Below are 18,373 nucleotides of genomic sequence, written 5' to 3' on the forward strand. Positions count from 1 at the left end.
GCGGAGTGCGACGCCGCAGGTGGGGCACTGCGATGGGGACCCTCGGCAGGCCCGGGGTGTACGCGCAGGTGCATGTCGAGCGGGAGGTAACCGGAGTTCGGGTGCGCAGGTGCCCCTGGCCGAGGTCCGGTCAGGGGCACCTTTTGGTCAGCTCATCGCCTCATTCAGGGGTTCAGCTTCGTACGAGGGCGGTCCACTTCTGGGCGGGTGTGCCGTTGCAGTCCCAGAGTTGGAGCCGGGCGGTGTTGGTGGTGGTGCCGCCGGGCAGGTCGACGCATCGGCCGGAGGCGGGGTTGTAGAGGCTGCCGTCGGGCCTGGGGACGAAGGTCTGCTGCGGGGCGCCGTTTCCGCATTCCCAGATCTGCAGGGGGGTGCCGTTGGCGGTGCCTCGTCCCGTGGCGTCGAGGCAGTGGCCGAGGGCGCGGAGGCTGCCGTCGGGTTCGAAGGTCCATTTCTGGGCGTTGCTGCTGTTGCAGTCGTACAGCTGGACGGCGGTGCCGTTGGCGGTGCTGGCGCCGGCGATGTCCACGCACTTGCCGGTCTGGGCGGTGTAGGTGATGGGGCTGTTGTCGGCGTAGGTGCTGAGGACGCCGGTCGGTCCGTTGGTCCAGGTGTAGTAGGGGTCGGTGGTGGTGGAGTGACCGGTGAAGGTCTGGATGATGCCGCCTGAGGCCATGCCCCACAGGGTGGGTGAGCCGATGCCGGTGAGGTCCCCGTCGGAGCCGATGACGGGCCAGTTGACGCCGTAGCCGATCTTGGTGTCGGTGGCGATGCCGGTGAGGGTGGGGTAGTTGATGGTGCCGCCGTAACCGTCGCTGATGGCGATGGTGCCGGTGTTGAAGCTGTAGCCGCGCAGGTCGCCGTTGCTCTGGTTGCGGGCCCACAGGCCGGGGTGGCCCTGGCCGATCCAGTCACCGGGGGAGATCAGGTCCCAGCCCTTCCAGCCGGTCGCCGCGAGCTTGGTGGGCGAGCCGAAAATGGCGTCTCCGAAGGTGGGGTAGAACCAGAGGGCGCCGGTGCCGTCCGGGCTGATTTCGATGGTGAACAGGCCGGTGCGGTTGAGGAACTTCTTGCTGGTGTCGAGCTTGGTGGTGCTGGGGTCGCCGCTGGCGGCGATCTGCAGGGTGGTGGACCAGTCGGTGGCGTTGTAGCCGGTGCAGTCGGTCAGTTTCGGGTCGCAGACAGGCTTGGCCAAGGGGCTTTTGGCGTCGAAGACCCCGGTGACGCCAGTGTTGCCAGGATTCTGGTAGTACCAGAGCGTCGGGTTGCTGTCCTTGTGGACGAGGAGGTCGTCGACGTTGTTGCCGCCGCGCAGGCTGCCGCGGTGGGTGAGGCGGTAGTTGGCCCAGGAGTCGCCGCCAGGGGACTTGGCCTTCGGAGCGGCGAGCGGGGCCTTGGCCTGGGTGGCGGGGATGCTGTAGGCGCGCAGGTCGCCGTTGGGGTCGGCCGTGACGATGTCAGGCAGGGCGTCGCCAGTGACGTCGCCGAAGGTCGGGGCCGGGCTGTTGGGGTTCCACGGTGCGTAGAAGGAGTACTGCGCGACCGGGGAGAGGTTGCCGGCGTTGTCCTCGGCCTGGACGTAGAGGACGTTGGTGCCCCAGCGTCCCGGGGTCACCTGGATCTGGCCGGTGGGCATGGAGCTGCCGCACTGCCAGGAGGAATCGACGAGCTGGGGGTCGAAGCTCCAGCGCAGGCAGACCACTCCGGAGGTGTAGGCGCCGCTGGGGTTGGGGTCGGTGGCGGTGAAGGGGATGCCGCCGCTCTGGCCGACGTAGAGCTGAGGGGTCTGGCCGTTGCCGCTGGGCGGGAACTGCTTGCTGGTGTCGGCGACGGTCGTGGGGAAGGTTACGGTCGGCGGGGTGAGGTCGACCTTGAAGTAGCAGTTCGGTGTCGGGGCGGACCAGGGAGTGTCGTCCAGGCCGTCCTTGGCCTGCATGTCGTAGCCGTAGGCGTGCCCGTCCTGGATCAGGCCTGCGGGCAGCTGGAAGCTGGTGGTGCCTCCGCTGCTGACGTAAGGCGTGTCGCCGCTCGCGCCGTTGGATGAGTTGTAGTCCCAGATGTGGTCCCAAGACTTGACCTGGGCCTGGGTGGAGCTGGTGACGGTGGCGTTGAGCCAGACTGCGTTGTTCTGGGCGGAGCCGGCACCGAGCCAGGCCCAGTCGTTGGCGTTGCCGTCACCACAGGACTGGTTCGTCGACGCGGGGCTGACCGTGGTGGGGGCGGGCCACACCGACGGGTTGCTGGGGACGTTGGGCACCCGGTCGTACATCACGGACAGCGCCGGCTGGTAGGTGAACCGCTTGAAGGCGTACTGGTTGCTCTCGTCACCGTAGAGGCCGAAGGTCAGCTGCCCGTAGTTGACGTACTGCTTCATCGCGCCGGTGATGTCGAAACTGAACGGCACGTTGTCGTGGCACGGATCCTGGCCGGAGCCGGTCACCCAGGCCGTGTCGCCGAGCTGGCCCCCCTGCTGTCCGGGTTGGTTGGACCAGGTCGTGCCGTTTCCGATCGGCCCATTGGTGACGTAAAGATTGAGCGGGTACTTGTTGGTGCATGACCAGTCGGCGGAGACGTATTCCTGCATGGTCATCGTCGCCGAGTGGATGACCGCACCGCTGAGCGCGCTGATGTCGAACTGGTAGAAGCTGCGCTCGATGTCGGCGGGTGAGCAGCTGCCGCCGTTGGGATAGGTGCCGCACTTGCCGACGCCCGGGTGGTCGGCATCCGTGCCGCCCTGACGCATCCAGTTGTTGGAGGTGTGGGAGGACTGGACCCAGGTCCAGGAGTTGCCCGTCAGGGTCCAGGGGAGGTAGTCGGGGTCGATGTAGTACGGGGCGGTGCCGTGGGCCAGGAGGTCCTGGTCGGGAGTGAGGTCAATGCCGGCGTCGGTGGCCTTGACCGGCATGGTGGAGATCTTGGCGGTCGTCCCGGGGCCGGCGTCAGAGCTGGCGGCAGTGGCCTGGCCCGGATCCGTGGGTGCGGGTGCGGGTGCAGGCGTGTCTGCCGCAGCTGCTCTGAAGGTCAGGGCGGTCTTCGTCACGGTCGTGGGGGCGCTTGCGGCAGGTGCGGTGGTGCTGTCCCACATCTGCGGGGTGCGGGAGACCCAGCGGGGCTTGCCGTCGGTACCGACGACAGTGACGCTGCCGTGCTCGTCGCTCTTGACGGTGACGCCGTCCAGGGTGGTCCCGAAGTGCAGATTCTTCAGAATCGGGTTGGCAGCCGCGGCCTGGGTCTTGACGATCAGGACGGTGCTCAGGCCGCCCAGCTTGGTTGTGGTGACCTTCAGGTCGATGTCGGGTGCCACCGACGGGTAGACCGCGCTGTCGCCGCTGACGGTGGGCGCGGGCAGCGCGAACGGGGCGGACAGTGCGAGCTTCTTCCCGTCCGAACTGGTCATGGTCGCCAGCGGGCCGTCCCCGCCCTTGGACAAGGCCACCTGACCTGCCGCTGACTTCGGCGAGAACGTGCCGTCCTGATTGGCCGCGAGGGTGGCGTCCAGCCCGTGCCAGACGCCGCCTCGGCGCACCCGCTGCTGCTCCAGATGGCTGGTCAGCGCGAGGTGGCCATCGGGGGTGGCCACGGTTTCGCTGTACTCGGTCGTGAGCGACTCGATCGGGACGTTCTTTTGCGTGGCCTTGGCCTCGGCGAGGGCCTGATCGGCCGCGTTGGCGGGCGGTCGTTCCTGCGACTGCTTCGCGGTGACGGCGTCGATCGTGGCCTGCGACGGCACGTTCGGCGCGTCGGCGGCTTGGGCGCTGAGACCTGAGAGGCCGGTCGCGAGTGCGAGAACGGCCGCCGCGGTCGAAGCCCTGAGCGGCACGCCGTTGTAGCGGCGCTTTCTGTTCAAAACGGGAATCTCCCCCAAAAAAGCACGGTAAGCCTGCGTAGGCACAGGCCAGAGGCACCGTAGGGGGACGCACTGACATCGGCCAGTTCAAATTCGATGACGAAGTCCAGGATTGGTGCGAATTAGCCGCTTCGTGCACCTCCATGAGAGTTCTCACCACGGGAAATCCTTGACTGACCGTCATCAAGTACCGCTAGCATTCGCCGGTTCGGATACAGGACAGCCTCCCGTATTCCGGGGGGATCAATGCTTGGGGGATATAAAAGGGTGTCAGTTATACAACGATCAGGCTTCGAGAGGGCCACGGGCAGGAGGGGGAGACTTCGCGGACGGCTCGCGGCCGTGACGACGGCCGCCGTCCTCGGATCTCTGCTCGCTCCCCTGCCAATCGCGGCTGCCGCGGACGGGCCGGACTACTCGCGCACGTGGTCGCCGCCGAACACTGCCCTGCCGAAGACGCCCTCGGTCGCAGGGCAGAACGCGGCACTGGTGCCGGTTCCGAAGCCGGCGCATCCCGTACCGCCGACCTGGACACCGCCCAAAGAGCCGAGCGCGGTTCCGGGCGGCCACGCCTCGGTGACACTCGGCTCCGCACCCGAGGCCCACCCTCTCGGCGAGGGTGAGAAGCCGCAGGCCGGGGCGGAGGCCAAGGCCTCGGGCCTGCCGGTCACCCTCGCTCCACTGGCCGGCTCGTCAGCCGCGGGCCAGACGATCCAGGTCGAGATGGCCGATGCCAAAGCCTCGGCGACCGTCGGAATTTCCGGCGTGGCGGTGACCCTCACCCGACCCGGATCGGGCGACGACGCACCGGTGCGCCTAGGCGTCGACGCCTCCAGCCTGGACAGCGCGTTCGGGGCGAACTGGGCCGCGCGCGCCCACCTGGTGGTCCTGCCCGGCTGCGCAACGACAACGCCGCAGGCCACCGACTGCCGCAAGCAGACGCCGCTGGAGTCGCACTACGACCCGTCGGCTAAGAAGCTCGTCGCCGACGTCCCGCTGAACGGCACGGGCAGCGCCAAGGCCACCGCTCCTGCTACCAAGAGCGCCACCGATGTCTCCGGTTCGGCTCGCGCTGTATACGCGGGATCCATGGCTACCTCGACTACGGTCGGTGTGGTGTCGGGTTCGTCGAGCGGGGCCGGAACTTACTCGGCGACCCCGCTCAACCCCTCCCAGTCCTGGACCGCGGGCGGCTCCTCCGGCGCCTTCACGTACGGGTACCCGGTGCAGACGCCACCGGCGCTCGCCGGCTCGGCGCCGAAGGTGTCGCTGTCGTACGACTCGGCGTCGGTGGACGGGATGACCTCGTCGACGAACGCGCAGGCGTCCTGGATCGGTGACGGCTGGGGCCTCGGTGCCGGCTTCGTCGAGCGTTCCTTCAAGCCGTGCTCGCTGGACGGGATCACCGGCTCCGGGGACCAGTGCTGGGGCGGCGCGAGCCTGACCATGTCGCTGGGAGGCCACTCGGGGCAACTGGTGCCCGACGATGCCTCCTGCCAGTCGGGCGCGCCGGCGGCGATGGAGCAGTCGGCCTGTACGTGGCGGCTGAAGGACGACGACGGCACGAAGGTGCAGTTCCTGACCGGTGCCACGAACGGCACCTGGAACGGCTCCTACATCAAGGTCACCGACACTGGTGGCACGGTGTCCTACTTCGGCCTGAACCACGTGCCGGACGCGAACGGCAACCCGACCACGCTTGGTGCCGACTCCGGTTCGGCGTGGACCGTCCCGGTGTACTCGCCCAACAGCGGGGATCCGTGCTACGACCCGGCCAAGGGCCACGGCTCGTGGTGCCAGACCGCGTGGCGCTGGAACCTCGACTTCGTCGTGGACCCGCACGGCAACCTGACCACCTACACCTATGCCCCGGAGACGAACTACTACTCCCGCGGCGGCGCCCAGAACAACGGCAACGGCACCAGCACCGCCTACACCCGCGCCGGCGTGCCGACCACCATTGGCTACGGGCAGCTCCTCTCTGACCAGCTGAACAACAACGGCGCCTACAACCCCGCCGCGAAGATCGTCTTTAACACCTCCGAGCGGTGCGTCACCTCCACCACCGCCTGTGACCCGTCCCAGCGCACCGCGGCCAACGCGGCGAACTGGCCGGACGTCCCGCTGGACCAGCAGTGCGACGCGACCAGCCCGTGCAGGGTCTACGGGCCGACGTACTGGACCACCAAGTGGCTGACGTCCATCACCACCCAGGTGAAGGTCAACGGCACCTACCAGACCGTGGACTCCTACGCGCTCAACCACACGTTCATCAACGTGCAGAACGCTACTGAGAACACCCAGGTCCCCTGGCTCGCCTCCATCCAGCGCACCGGCCAGGACCCCCAGGCCACCGGCGGCTCCATCACCCTGCCGCCCGTGTCCTTCACCTCGCAGCTGCTGCCCAACCGCGTGGACGGCACCAACCTGGTCCCCGCGCCGCCGGCCTACAACCGGCCCCGCATCCAGCTGATCACCACCGAGACCGGCAGCACCATCGGCGTCAACTACGCCCCCGCCGCCTGCTCACGGGTCAACAACGTCATGCCGGCCTCCGCCGACAACGACACCCTCTCCTGCTTCAACGTCAAGTGGAACCCGCCCGGCTCCATCGCCGGCGCCACGCCCGTGGACGACTGGTTCCTGAAGTACCCGGTCACCAGCGTGACCGTGAACCCCGGCACTCCTCACTCCATCCCGATGGAGACCGACTACACCTACGGAAAGGCCGCCTGGCACCGCAACGACTCGCCGTCGACCCAGGACAAGAACCGCACCTGGGACCAGTTCCGCGGCTACGCCTCCGTCACCGCGATAGCCGGCAGCGGCAATGACGGGCCGCAGTCACAGAGCGCGAAGACCTTCTACCAGGGCATGGATGGCGACCTGCTCGCCAATGGCACCAGCCGCAGCGTCCAGGTGGCTGGCCCGATGAGCGGCCAGGTGACCGACTCCGACTGGCTCTCCGGCCAAGTCTTGGAATCCGACACCTACACCCAAGCAGCTGGCAGCATCGTCGGCTACACGGTCAACACTGCGAGCAGCCCGGTCACCACGGCAACCCACAGCCAGGGCGGTAACTTGCCTGCCCTCACCGCCCGGTACGCGGCCACCAGCTCGACAGCCACCTCCCGCTCACTGAAGGCGGACGGCACCTGGCGCACGGGCGCGAAGACCACCACAACCGACCCAGCGCACGGCAATCGAATCGCCAGCTCGATCGACACCGCGGACGGTCTGCCAGACATCTGCACCCGCACCAACTACGCCACCGGCGCGGACCCGCAGCTCCTGACACTACCGTCCGAGGTGATCTCGGTCTCCGGTGCCAGTGCCTGTACCGCCACGCCCACCGCCGCCAACACCGTGTCCTGGAGCAGGTCCGCATACGATGGCCAGACCTTCGGACAGCTCGGCACCGCGCACGATGTCACGAGCAGCCTGTCTCTCGACCACTTCGACTCCAGCGGCACACCACAGTTCACCGCGACCAACGCGACGTACGACGGCTACGGACGCGCCACGAGCGCGACCGATCCCAATGCCACCGACAGCGCGCACCCCGGCGGTGCGATCGTCACCACCGCCTACACGGCGGCGGGCGCGGGTGAACTGCCCAACCGGGTCACCGTCACCACCCCGGCTCCCGCTGGCGCAAGTGACGCGGCCACCGGCCGGACCACCACCACCACGTACGACACCGCACGCACCCTGCCGCTGACGGTCACCGACCCCAACGGCCGTACGACCACCTCGGCCTACGACCAACTCGGCCGCGCGACCGGTGTATGGCTGCCGGGCCGGGACACCAAGGCTGGCGCCAACAAGAAATTCGCCTACACACTTCCCGGCGTAGTCAACGGCGCCGCCGTTCCTCCGACCGTGACCACCTCTGACCTGCAGGCGAACCCCAACCAGCAGGCCAATGACATCTACACCGTCAAGATCGATATCACGGACGGTGAGGGACGGTCCGTCCAATCCCAGTCGACACCGGCACTTTCCGCCTACAGTGGCCGACTGATCACCGACACGGTGTACGACTCGCAGGGCCGCGTCACCCAGGCCAACAGCCCGTGGTACAACGACGACACCGCACCGAGCACCACGCCGTTCCAGACCGACACGAAGAAGGTCCCGGCACAGACTGCCACGGTCTACGACGGCCTGGGGCGCCCGGTGACCCAGCAGTTCGTCGCCTACGGCGTCACCCAGAGCACCACCACCACGGCCTACCCAGGCGCCGACCGCATCGACGTCACACCTCCCGCAGGCGCCACACCCACCTCCGTCGTCACCGACGCCCGCGGCCACACCGCCCAGCTGTGGCAGTACAAGACCGCCACCGCCACCGGCAAGCAGACCGACGCGGACACCACCAACTACACCTACACGGCGAACGGCCACCTCGCCACGCAGAAAGACGCGGCGGGCAACACCTGGACCCGCGGCTACGACCTGCGAGGACGGGAGGTCACCACCACCGACCCCGACACTGGGGCCAGCACCAAGACCTACGACACCGCGGGCCGGCTGACCACGACCACCGACGCACGCAACCACACCATCGCCTACACCTACGACCTGCTCGGCCGCGTGACGGGCACCTACGCCGGATCGGTCAGCCCGGACAACCAGCTGACCGGCTTCACCTACGACACCGTGGTCAAGGGCCAGCCCTCGACCTCGACCCGCTACGTCAACGGTGCCTCCGGCATCACCTACACCAGCTCCGTGCTGGCCTACGACACCGCCTACCACGCCACCAAGACCACCACCACGATCCCCGGCACCGAGATCGGCCAGGGCACCACCCCCTTCACCTACACCTACCAAGCGACCTACGACCCTATTTCCGGTGCGCCGATCTCCGACAGGCGCTCGGCCGTCGGCGACATCGCCGCCGAGGTAATCACCTACACCTACGACCTCAACGGACCGCTGCGCAGCTACGGCGCGCTCGGAGGGGCCACCTATGACATGTCCTCGGACTGGGACGCCTACGGGCACAGCATCCGCGCCACGGTGAACCCCTGGGGTACCCAGATCGTCGTCACCAACACCTACGACGAATCCACCGGCCGCCCCCTGCAGCAGTTTGTGGACAAGCAGACGGCTGCCACCGGCGCCGTGCAGCAGCTCACCTACGCCTACAACACGGCAGGGCAGCTAACTGCCGTCCGCAACATCCCGGACAACACCCCCTCTTCCACCGATCTCCAGTGCTTCGGCTACGACTACCTCAGCCGGCTCACCACCGCATGGTCAGACACCGGCACACTCACCCGAGCAGCCCAGCCAACGGTCGGCGGCATCGGCGCCTGCGCCAACTCCACACCCACCAGCGGAGCTCAGGCGCCGCTGAGGACCACGGTCGGCGGCCCCGCCGCCTACTGGCAGAGCTACGGCTACGACCTCACCGGCAACCGCACCCAGCTCGTCCAGCACGACCCTGCCGGTGACACCACCAAGGACACCACCACCAACCAGGCGTTCCCGGCCACCGGGACCGTCAACACCCCGACCACCGCACCCAACACCGGCGGCGGCACCGGCGGCCCGCACGCCCTGACCACCACCACAACAACAGCGCCCACCGGCACGACCGGCAGCAGCGCCCAGTACGACGCGGCGGGCAACACCACCGCCGTCACAGACACCTCCGGCACCGCTACCCTCGCCTGGAACAGCGAGAACAAGCTCGCCTCCTACACCAAGACGGGCACCGCCGGACCAACCACCTACCTCTACGATGCAAGCGGCAACCAGCTCATCCGGCGCGACGCCGGCAAGACCACCATCACACTCGGCGGCGACGAGCTGGTCTACGACGCGACCGCCAACAAGGTCACCGGTGTCCGCTACTACCAGATCCCCGGCGGCATCACCCTAGTCCGCCAGGGCGGCAACTCCACCTATCAGATCGCCGATCCTCACGGCACCGGAACCCTCGCCCTCGACGGCACCACCCTGGCCGAGTCCCGACGCCTGTCGGACCCGTTCGGCAACCCCCGCGGCATCCAGCCCACCACCTGGGCCGGCGACCACGGCTTCGTCGGCGGCACCAAGGACGACGCCACCGGCCTCACCAATCTCGGCGCCCGCGAGTACCAGCCGACCACCGGACGGTTCCTCAACCCCGACCCGCTCATCGGCCCGAGTGATCCACAGCAGTGGAACGCCTACGCCTACAGCAACAACGATCCCGTCAACTCCAGTGACCCGAGCGGCCTCTACACCTGCCGTAACGGCCATGAAGGCTGCAACGAACACGGCAACGCCTGCGGCAGCGACTGCTCCGCCGAAGCCACCATGGTCGGTGACTGCACCACCAGCGAGTGCGGCCACAGCGACATCAATCAGAACCCCGACCACACCATCGCCGAGCAGAAGACCGCCCGCGTCCAGAAGATGGTCAAGGACTACCAGGCGGCCTACACGAAGAAAACCTGCTACGACACGTCGCGGCAGGGGAAACACTGCACCAGCCAGAAGGACCGGGATCAGGACAGGGCCCGCGCTGACGCAACCGTCAAGATGCTGTCCGACATGACGATTGTCATCCCTTGGTACAACTGCTCCAAGGGCGGCGGATTCGGCGGCTCGGACCAGGAGGCCTGCGACACCCTCGGCGCCGCAATGTCCACGTTCGACCTCGGCCCGGCAGCACGGGACCTCTCAGCAGCGGCGGCCTCAGGCGAACAGACAGGCCTGAAGGACCTGCTCGCAGCCATCGGACGAGTATGTGGGACCAACAGTTTCCCCGCGCAGACCGGCGTACTCCTCGCAGACGGCAGCACGAAGCCGATCGAAGAGATCCAGACCGGCGACACCGTACAAGCAACGAACCCCTCGACAGGCGAGACCCGCGCCCAAAAGGTCACCGACGTCATCAAGACCCTCACCGACGTTGACTTCACCGACCTGACCATCCACACGGCCAACGACGACCAGACCCTCACCTCAACCCAGCACCACCCCTACTGGAACGAGACCACCAACAGGTGGACCAACGCCGCGGACCTGGAAGCCGGACAGACACTGCGCCAGCCGAACGGCAGCCGCGCCACGATCACGGCAGTACACAGCTACCAAAAGCCCACCGTCACCTACAACCTGACGGTCAGCGAATTTCACACGTACTATGTGCTGGCGGGGGCCACGCCGGTTCTCGTTCACAACAGCGATTGCCCGCTGACTCCGACTGGTGGGCGGGGAACAAATTTCAGGAACCTTTCGCCCAATGAGCCAGCTACAATCAGTGGTCGCGAGTATTCTGGACATGCGATTGATCGAATGCAGGAGCGCGGCATCATGCCTTCTGTGGTTGAAAACACAATCCGTGTTGGCGAAAGGTCGCCGGGGAAGAGGGCGGGGACTAGTGCCTACTACGAACCGGAGAACAATGTGACCGTGATTGTGGACTCCGAATCTGGGCGGGTTGTCACAGTCAGCTCTGGAAGGATAAAGCAGTGAGTGAGGATTCCGAGGCTCAAGAATGGCTGCGTGAAGGCGCGCGCCAGTCAGTTAAGAGTTACCGGTCGGGAGGCATCACGCTCCGTCAGCTGATTGATGATCTCGATGCGATCTGGTCAAATCTCGCGCAATCTGCATGGAGTGAGAATCTCCGATCGCAATGGTGGGTCCTGGAGGAGATCTATGCTGTTGCTCTTGATCGAGGTGATCTAGAGAGGCTGCCGCGCGAGGATCGGCAACTCATCGAGGGTGCCCTCGATGAGTTGGACCAGCTGCTGAGCTAGAAGTGAGGGTGATGCTGAGACGGCATCACCCTCACTCCGTTGTGCATGGGCATGGGAAGTTCCTGGCAGGTGACTGCGAGGGGATTCCTGGGGCGTAGCCCGCATGAGTAGCTGGCAGATGCCATGGGTGCCGATAAGAACACGGTGCTGGGTGGTACTGTCTACCGCGATAATGGGCGCCTGGTGTTCGCGGAGAATAGTGGACACTATGGGCACCGGTGGACGGATGCTACACGCCAGTAGTTCCAAGAATTCCTGAATGGCTATGGCATTCAGGATGACTACAGGCCGTGGGGTTGATATGACCGAATGGACTTCGGTGGTGTATCGCGGCGACGGGGCATGGATTGGAATCATGCCTGACGGCCGGATCGGCGTGGGCGTTGAGACCGAAGGTCGGGCTACCCTTGAGGGCTCTGGGTTCGTTCCCATCTGGCCCCTCATGGAGCGCGATCTCTCCGCTTGCCTAGGCGAGTTATCCCGGGCATGGGAATCGCTCAACGGAGGTGCCATGTCAACTCCCGAGAAGCTGATCGAGCTGACAGTTGGGTCGGCTTGGAATTCTGGCCGCTCCTATTGGATGGAGCTAGCTGTCCCCCTGGGTAGTTGAGATGGCTGAGCAGCCGAATTTCGACCGTGAAATCATCCGGGAGCTCCTCGATGGGATGGCGAATTTAGAGGTCCTTGCCCCAGATCTGCGAGATCGAGTTCAGCGTGCCAATCCGTAGCCGAGTGCCTGCCATACTGATGGCTGCCGACCTCTAAGTCCCGGTTGGCGAGCGCCTAAACAGCGTGTCGCCTTGGTAATTTAAGTCGCAGTATTGATGCGCGCCAAATATCACGGAGGCCCCACCGGAAGTAATTCCGGTGGGGCCTCCGTGGCGTCTTGACGGCAGTAGTTGACGGCAACGTCAGCGGACGGGTGCTGCACAAAGCGGTGGGTCGTCGCTGTCGTCGGGGTTGGTGGCGGCCTCGGAGGGCTTGCCGAGGGTGCGGCCGAGGAGGTCGATGGCGTCGCGCTGGAGGCGGAGGCGGACGTGTGCGTAGACGGTGGCGGTGACGCCGATGTGGGCGTGGCCGAGGAGTTCCTTGATGACGACGAGTTCGACGCCCTGTCCCAGGAGGAGGGTCGCGGTCGAGTGCCTCAGGTCGTGGAAGCGGATCTGGCGGAGGTGGGCGCGGCGGAGGAGCGCGTTGAAGTGGCGGGTGAGGGTGGCGGGTTCGATGGGGTGGCCGTCGGGCCGGGTGAAGACGAGGCCGTTGTCCACCCACTCCGCGCCGGCCTTCTCCTTCTCCTGGGCCTGCTGGTTGCGATGGGCGCGGAGTGAAAGCAGGCAGGGGGCCGGGAGGGCGATGCGGCGTTCGGAGCTGACTGTCTTGGTCGGGAGGGTGGTCAGGCCGCCGGTGCGGGTGCGCTGGAGGGTGCGGCGGATGCTGGCGGTGCCGCTGCTGTGGTCGAGGTCTTCCCAGCGCAGGCCGAGGAGTTCACCCTTGCGCAGTCCGGTGCGGAGGGCGAGTTCGAACAGGGCGTGGAGGCGGTGGCCCTGGGCGGCGGTGAGGAGGGTGCGGGCCTCGTCGGCGGTCAGGGGTTCGAAGCGGCGGGGTCGGGGTGTGCCGGTGCGGACGTTGCGGGCGACGTTACGCGGGATCTCTTCCTCCCGGACGGCATGCTCCAAGGCGGACTTGAGTACCGAGTGAATGTAGGCGAGGGTCAGCGGGGAGAGCCGCTTGCCGCAGCACGTACCAGTCGCGCAGCAGCGGGGGCGGTCGCGGGCCGCGTCGAGGCCGCGTGCGCAGCACTGGCAGGTGGTGCGGAGCCCGTTGAGCCATGTGCGCACGTCCTTCGCGGTGAGCTTGGCGATCTTCTTCTTGCCGAGGCCAGGGATGAGGTAGCGGTTCGTGCAGGCGGTGTAGCGGATGTGGGTGTTCTCGCGGAGCTGGTGCACGGCGACGTTCTCCAACCAGTACGTCAGGTACGCGGCCAGGCTGCCCTGGGCAGTGACGGCGGGTACGCCGCGGTTGCTGGTGGCGATCTTCTCGGTGAGCTTGGCGAGTGCTTCCTTGCGGGTGATGCCGTAGACGCGGACGCGCTTGCGGGTGTCGCCGGGCGCGAAGAGGTAGCCTGCGGCCTCCCAGCGGCCGTCCTTGCGCTGGTAGACGGTGCCGTCGCCGTTGGCGCGGCTGCGGCGGGAGGCAGGGGTGTCGCGGGGTGTGGTCATCAGGCGGCGTCCTGTTCGAGTCGGGTGCGGATGAAGTCGGTGAGGGCACGGGTGGGGATGCGGCGGGCGCGGCCGAGGGTGATAGAGGCGAGCTGCCGGGTGCGGAGCAGGTCGTAGACGGCGGAGCGGCCGAGCTGGAGTCGGGCCATGACCTGGGGGACCGTCAGCAGGTCTTCGCTCATGCCTGGCCCGGGGAGCACGGCTGTCATGAAGGGCCGCCTTCTGCGGTGAACTGCCGTTCCAGTTCTCTGCGGTGCCAGACGGCGGCGGCGAGGAGTTCCGCGCCGGGGCTGTAGCCCGAGCCGTGGTAGGTCCACTGGCCGATGACGAGGGTCGTGCTCGGGTCGAGGTCGGGCAGGCCGGCGTGTGTGCGGACCTGTTCGGTGCACCATGCGCGGCGGTCGTCGCGCAGAGCGCCGAGGGTGACGGAGTAGCAGCGGGACTTGGTGGAGAAGTGGCCCCGGAAGCCGAGCATGTGCGCCCACTTCCAGAGCTTGAGGTCGGCGAACTCCGGGCGCTTGCCCAGCTCCCAGCAGGTGCGGATCATCTGCCGCACGTGGCGTTCGACGGCCAGGCGGGGCAGCGGCCGGGCCTGTCCGGTGCCGCCGCAGGCGGTGCACGTGATCGGGGTGCCGTGTGCGGCCAGGGCCATGCCGCGTCCCTGGCAGGGGCGGCAGAACAGGGCGCGGTCGAGAGCGCCGGATGAGTCGGCGGACTTGGTGGCGTACTTGGCCACGTAGGCGGCGACCGCGTGATCGGTCAGCTCGGCGTCGGTGCCGAAGGCGGCGATCTCCCGCACGTCGAGCTGTTCGCCCCAGACGAGTTCGCGTTCCCCGACCGCATCCGAGACGACGCTGACCGAGACGCGGTCGGCGGCGGCCCGGATGGCGTCGGCGAGCATGGTCACGGTGGCGGACGGGGGCGGGGGCTGGGTGCTGCCGTCGGGGCCGTCGAGGCGGATGACGGCGTGGAAGTGGACCAGGCCGCGCTTCTGGTACTCGGCGACCTTGGCGAAGGAGACGCGCAGCACGGCGCGGGCCGCCTTCTGGGTCAGGCCGAGCCGGGCGGCGATCTCGCGGCGCAGGTAGATGGTGAAGCGGGCCCACAATGCTCCGGCGTGGGCGTTGAAGAGGACCGCGCCCGGGTAGTCGTAGGTCTTCGGGTCCAGCGGCGTGCCGAGCAGCGCGTCCGTGGGTTCGTGGAGCTTGCCGCAGCGGCAGGGCCGCAGGGCACCGGCCGTGTCGGTGGGGCGGTTGTGGACGGGGCCGAAGGAGGGCGCGGTGAGGGTGGCGAACACGCGAGGGTGGGTGCGGACGGTGTCCGGCACGCTCTTGCCACCGGTCAGGCCCGCGCGGATCAGTTGGAAGGTGTCTGCGGCGTAGACACGGGAGCAGGCCAGGCAGCGCGAGGCGCGTCGGTTGCCGCAGGCCGTCAGCAGACTGCCCGTGGGCTCATCGGCGGTGCTGTAGGAGCGCAGTACCTCACCGGTTGCTGTATCGATGGTGGAGGTCTGGCCGAGCAGGCGCACGGGCTCCGTGCAGCCGCCGAGGCGGTCGATCTGCTGGTGGGCGCGGTCGAAGTCGGGCAGGTTGACCAGGTGGATCAGGTCCCGCAGGGCGGGGCTTGCCACGTGGCGCAGGTCCAGGGTGACCATGGGGGCGTGTCCCTTCTGTCGGGCGGGGTGGCCCCGAGCAGCAACCGGCTAGGCAGGAAGGCGTATTGGTGCTGCTCGGGGCATGGCGGACCGAGCCCGGTCGGGCGGGGTCGGTCAGGTGGGGAAGGGCCGGCGGGGCTCAGACGGAGAGCTGAGCGTGTGCGGCGGTGGCCAGCGGCAGCGTGACGCCCAGGCGGGCCTTCAGCTGACCGGGCGTGATGTGCTCGCCCTGTTCGGCGTGGTGCGTCTCGGCGATGCGCCGGGCAGCGGTCAGCAGGGCCTCGGGGACGGCCGGCAGAGAGGCGGGCACGGTCGGCTTCACCGGCACGGGAGCAGGCGTGGGCTCAGCAGTGACGACCACAGCCGGGGCAGACACCGGCTCGGAGGACGGTGCGAGGACCGGTTCCGGTGCCGGGTCGAGCGACGCGAGGCGGGCCGGCAGGTGTTCCACGACCGGAGCCAGGACGGGGGCTTCCGCCGGAGTCGGGGCGGCCACGGTGTGGAAGTGGCGGAGGAACTGCGGGCCGACCTGGCCCCAGCCGAGCAGCAACAGCGGGGCGACCGCATCGACGGCGGCACGACCGTAGTGTCCGGCCGCCAGCGGCTCGGCGATGTTCAGGGCCAGGGTCAGCAGGCCACACAGGTGCATCAGGCGCGTTGCCGCCGCCAGGGAGCGGGTCTTCGCCGATCTCGACCCGGGCGAGCTTCCCCGCTTGGCACAGGTCGCGGACCATTGGGCGTCACTGACCGCTGAGGACACCTACCTGGACGGGCTCCGGGCCCTGGTGGACGGCCTCCTCGCCACCCACTGACGGACCGCCGCCGATGAGCGCGTCAACGTCCTGCGCCGCTGACATTCTGTCAGCACGCCAGTGCCCGTCCCCTCTGTCGAGCATGGTCGCCTTGAGATGGGTGCGCAGCCGCCACTCCTCGCGGGTCTGGGTTCCGCCGGCCAGGTTGCGGGTCATATGAGCCTCGATGGCGCGGACGGTGAGTAGGTGCGGCAGGACGCCGTAGCCCAGTCGGGCCAGGGCGGCGTCCTTCTGGAGATATGCCCTCGGGGCCACCAACCTACGGAGCCACCAACCTACGGAGCCACCTAACCGTGCTGAATCGGAATCAACCTGCACGAATCTCCTGAACGACACCACCCTGGGGCCGTTCCCGCCTTGTGGGGGAGCGGCCCTTTGCGTTGTCCAGGTGGGGGCCGTCGGCGGTCTTGGCACCAAGTGCGGGTGGGGTGGGGAGAAGTGGACAGGGGATCACGTGTTCGAGGGGTGGCCGCGCTGGCAGGGTGGAGGGCAGGAGACGGCAGGCGCAGGGCGGCCCGGTCGGGTGGGTCCTGCGCGGGGAGCGGGAAGTGTGGAGGCGGCCTTGCAGGTGGCGAAGTGTGTCGTTCGGGCCGGTGCGGTGCTGGTGGTCCTGGGGGTCGCGGTGCCGGGGGAGGCAGTGGTGGGGCTGGTCAACGGCTGGCAGTGAGCGGACGGCGGGCGGCGGGCACATGGTGTGGGTCGCGGCGGTGGGGGAGGGGGCGTGGGCGGTGGCGACCACGGTGATCCGGCTGGTGGGGATGTTGCCGGCGGGGTGGGCCTGTGAGCCGTGGGTGGAGGGCGGGCGGATCGGGCTGCGGGTGGAACCGGGGCCGGGCGGGGCGGTGGACCGGTGGTTGGCCGGGGTGCTGGCGGATCGGGTACTGGCAGGCTGGGGCGCCGTCCAGTGGGGCGGCTGACCGGGTCGGTGGCCGGGGCGGGACGGCGGCGGGGTCAGATCCAGCCGCGTTCGCGAGCCAGCAGGGCCGCCTGGGCGCGGCCGCCGGCGCCCAGGGTCCGGAGGATCTTGGCGATGTGCCGGCGGTAGGTGCGCACGGAGATGCCGAGATTGCGGGCGCCGATCTCGTCCTTCCCGGCCCGGCACATCTCGGCGAGGACCAGCTGTTCGGTCACGGAGAGCCGGTGGGCCCCGTTGGCCGCCAGGTCGGCCGGGCCGGGCAGTTCGGAGGCCTCGCCCCAGAGTTTCTCGAACAGGGCGAGCGCGTTGGCGACCAGCCCGGGCTGGCGGGTGACCAGTGCCCCGCGCGAGGTGTCGGCGGGGTCGGCCGGGACCAGGGCGGTCTGGCGGTCGTAGAGCAGGATCCGTTCGGACAGTTCGTCCGTGATCCTAATCTCGGCGCCCTGGGCGGCGAGTTCGTGCAGGTAGCCGGCGGTCGGCGGGTGGTCCAGCGCCCGGCCGAGGATGAGGCTGCGGATCCGGACGCCCCGGCGTAGGCAGCGGGCGTCCAGCGGGCGGGCGTGGGCGATGTTCTCCGGCGTCAGTTCGGTGTACGGCGCGGCGGAGAGGATCTCGTGGCGGGCGAAGAAGGCCAGGTCGTCGATCCGGGTGCGGATCTCCGCCAGCACCTCCAGCCGTTCGACGTCCTGGGCCGGGCACGACCGGGCGCCCTGTTCGCGGCGTAACTCGTCGATCAGCCACCGGGATTGGGTGACCTGCTGGAGTTCCTCGTGCAGGCTCTGCAGCCGCAGGCGGCTCAGCCGGTCGACGGCGAGGCCCGGGTCGGTCGCGGTGAGCGCGCCCGTACCGGAGCGCTGCAGCAGGCCGAGGTCGGTGAGGCGGTCCAGGGCCGCGTGGGCGGCTTCCGGTGAGGCGTGCAGCAGCAGGTGGACGTTGTCGTCGGTGGTCTCCGGATTGCGCAGGAAATGGCGGTAGAGGCGTTCCTCGACGGGGTCGAGGCCGAGTACAGATATGCGGGTGCCGCCCATGACTATCCCCCAGGTGTGGTGCTCGGCGTGCCGTCCGACGGCGGCCGCGCGAGCGGACCGGACGTCGACGATCGGTCGTCAGGGGAATGGTAATCCACGGTCCATAGGACAGTAATGTGATGAAAAAGTAGTGAGGT

11 protein-coding genes and 1 pseudogene are annotated in these 18,373 nt (G+C 68.2%); 5 read left to right on the plus strand and 7 right to left on the minus strand.

Annotated features, from left to right (window positions below):
- Positions 1–172 precede the first annotated feature (172 nt).
- Complete coding sequence (locus ACIRVF_RS30400) at positions 173–3,847, minus strand: ricin-type beta-trefoil lectin domain protein (protein WP_402824753.1); 3,675 nt, start codon at positions 3,845–3,847, stop codon at positions 173–175.
- A 342-nt stretch (positions 3,848–4,189) separates the two neighbouring features.
- Here ACIRVF_RS30400 and ACIRVF_RS30405 point away from each other — a divergent pair, with 342 nt between their 5' ends.
- From ACIRVF_RS30405 to ACIRVF_RS30415, 3 genes are all read left to right on the plus strand, one after another.
- Positions 4,190–11,323: a polymorphic toxin-type HINT domain-containing protein gene (locus ACIRVF_RS30405; protein ID WP_402824756.1), complete on the plus strand. Its 7,134-nt coding sequence runs from the start codon at positions 4,190–4,192 to the stop codon at positions 11,321–11,323.
- Complete coding sequence (locus ACIRVF_RS30410; protein WP_402824758.1) at positions 11,320–11,607, plus strand: hypothetical protein; 288 nt, start codon at positions 11,320–11,322, stop codon at positions 11,605–11,607. Before ACIRVF_RS30405 ends, ACIRVF_RS30410 begins: the two co-directional genes overlap by 4 nt.
- A 123-nt stretch (positions 11,608–11,730) precedes the next feature.
- Positions 11,731–11,850 carry a polymorphic toxin type 43 domain-containing protein gene (locus ACIRVF_RS30415; protein WP_402824760.1) on the plus strand — a complete coding sequence of 40 codons (120 nt, stop codon included), beginning with the start codon at positions 11,731–11,733 and terminating at the stop codon, positions 11,848–11,850.
- 668 nt (positions 11,851–12,518) lie between these two features.
- Here the strand turns inward: ACIRVF_RS30415 and ACIRVF_RS30420 are convergent.
- From ACIRVF_RS30420 to ACIRVF_RS30435, 4 genes are all read right to left on the minus strand, one after another.
- Positions 12,519–13,826, minus strand: a complete 1,308-nt coding sequence (locus tag ACIRVF_RS30420) for a tyrosine-type recombinase/integrase (RefSeq protein ID WP_402824763.1) — start codon at positions 13,824–13,826, stop codon at positions 12,519–12,521.
- A complete protein-coding gene (locus ACIRVF_RS30425; RefSeq protein ID WP_402824766.1) occupies positions 13,826–14,035 on the minus strand; it encodes a helix-turn-helix domain-containing protein in 210 nt (69 codons plus the stop codon). The genes ACIRVF_RS30420 and ACIRVF_RS30425 overlap by 1 nt, the downstream gene beginning before the upstream one ends.
- Positions 14,032–15,480 carry a replication initiator gene (locus ACIRVF_RS30430; protein ID WP_402824769.1) on the minus strand — a complete coding sequence of 483 codons (1,449 nt, stop codon included), beginning with the start codon at positions 15,478–15,480 and terminating at the stop codon, positions 14,032–14,034. Before ACIRVF_RS30430 ends, ACIRVF_RS30425 begins: the two co-directional genes overlap by 4 nt.
- A gap of 139 nt (positions 15,481–15,619) precedes the next feature.
- Complete coding sequence (locus ACIRVF_RS30435) at positions 15,620–16,129, minus strand: hypothetical protein (protein WP_402824772.1); 510 nt, start codon at positions 16,127–16,129, stop codon at positions 15,620–15,622.
- Positions 16,130–16,139: 10 nt separating this feature from the next.
- Here ACIRVF_RS30435 and ACIRVF_RS30440 point away from each other — a divergent pair.
- A pseudogene (locus ACIRVF_RS30440) lies at positions 16,140–16,292 on the plus strand (TetR/AcrR family transcriptional regulator); the annotation flags it as partial.
- Here ACIRVF_RS30440 and ACIRVF_RS30445 read toward each other — a convergent pair.
- Positions 16,221–16,547 (minus strand): hypothetical protein, encoded by a 327-nt coding sequence (locus tag ACIRVF_RS30445; protein ID WP_402824853.1) that lies wholly within the window; start codon positions 16,545–16,547, stop codon positions 16,221–16,223. The pseudogene ACIRVF_RS30440 and the gene ACIRVF_RS30445 sit on opposite strands and share 72 nt — an antisense overlap.
- Before the next feature lie 473 nt (positions 16,548–17,020).
- Here ACIRVF_RS30445 and ACIRVF_RS30450 point away from each other — a divergent pair, with 473 nt between their 5' ends.
- The gene (locus tag ACIRVF_RS30450; protein ID WP_402824775.1) at positions 17,021–17,209 is read left to right on the plus strand and encodes a hypothetical protein; all 189 of its coding nucleotides are present in this window, start codon (positions 17,021–17,023) and stop codon (positions 17,207–17,209) included.
- Between the two features lie 34 nt (positions 17,210–17,243).
- On the opposite strand, the gene ACIRVF_RS30455 is transcribed toward ACIRVF_RS30450, so the two are convergent.
- On the minus strand, positions 17,244–18,236 hold the full coding sequence (locus tag ACIRVF_RS30455; RefSeq protein ID WP_402824778.1) for a helix-turn-helix transcriptional regulator: 993 nt from the start codon (positions 18,234–18,236) through the stop codon (positions 17,244–17,246).
- Positions 18,237–18,373: the final 137 nt, after the last annotated feature.

Origin of the sequence: Kitasatospora sp. NPDC101157, assembly GCF_044768255.1 — a bacterium.
Lineage (GTDB): Bacteria > Actinomycetota > Actinomycetes > Streptomycetales > Streptomycetaceae > Kitasatospora.

Coding starts and splice junctions, on each gene's coding strand:
- ACIRVF_RS30425 (WP_402824766.1), bottom strand. CDS start 14,035: ATGACAGCCGTGCTCCCCGGGCCAGGCATGAGCGAAGACCTGCTGACG.
- ACIRVF_RS30420 (WP_402824763.1), bottom strand. CDS start 13,826: ATGACCACACCCCGCGACACCCCTGCCTCCCGCCGCAGCCGCGCCAAC.
- ACIRVF_RS30415 (WP_402824760.1), top strand. CDS start 11,731: ATGGGTGCCGATAAGAACACGGTGCTGGGTGGTACTGTCTACCGCGAT.
- ACIRVF_RS30435 (WP_402824772.1), bottom strand. CDS start 16,129: ATGCACCTGTGTGGCCTGCTGACCCTGGCCCTGAACATCGCCGAGCCG.
- ACIRVF_RS30430 (WP_402824769.1), bottom strand. CDS start 15,480: ATGGTCACCCTGGACCTGCGCCACGTGGCAAGCCCCGCCCTGCGGGAC.
- ACIRVF_RS30455 (WP_402824778.1), bottom strand. CDS start 18,236: ATGGGCGGCACCCGCATATCTGTACTCGGCCTCGACCCCGTCGAGGAA.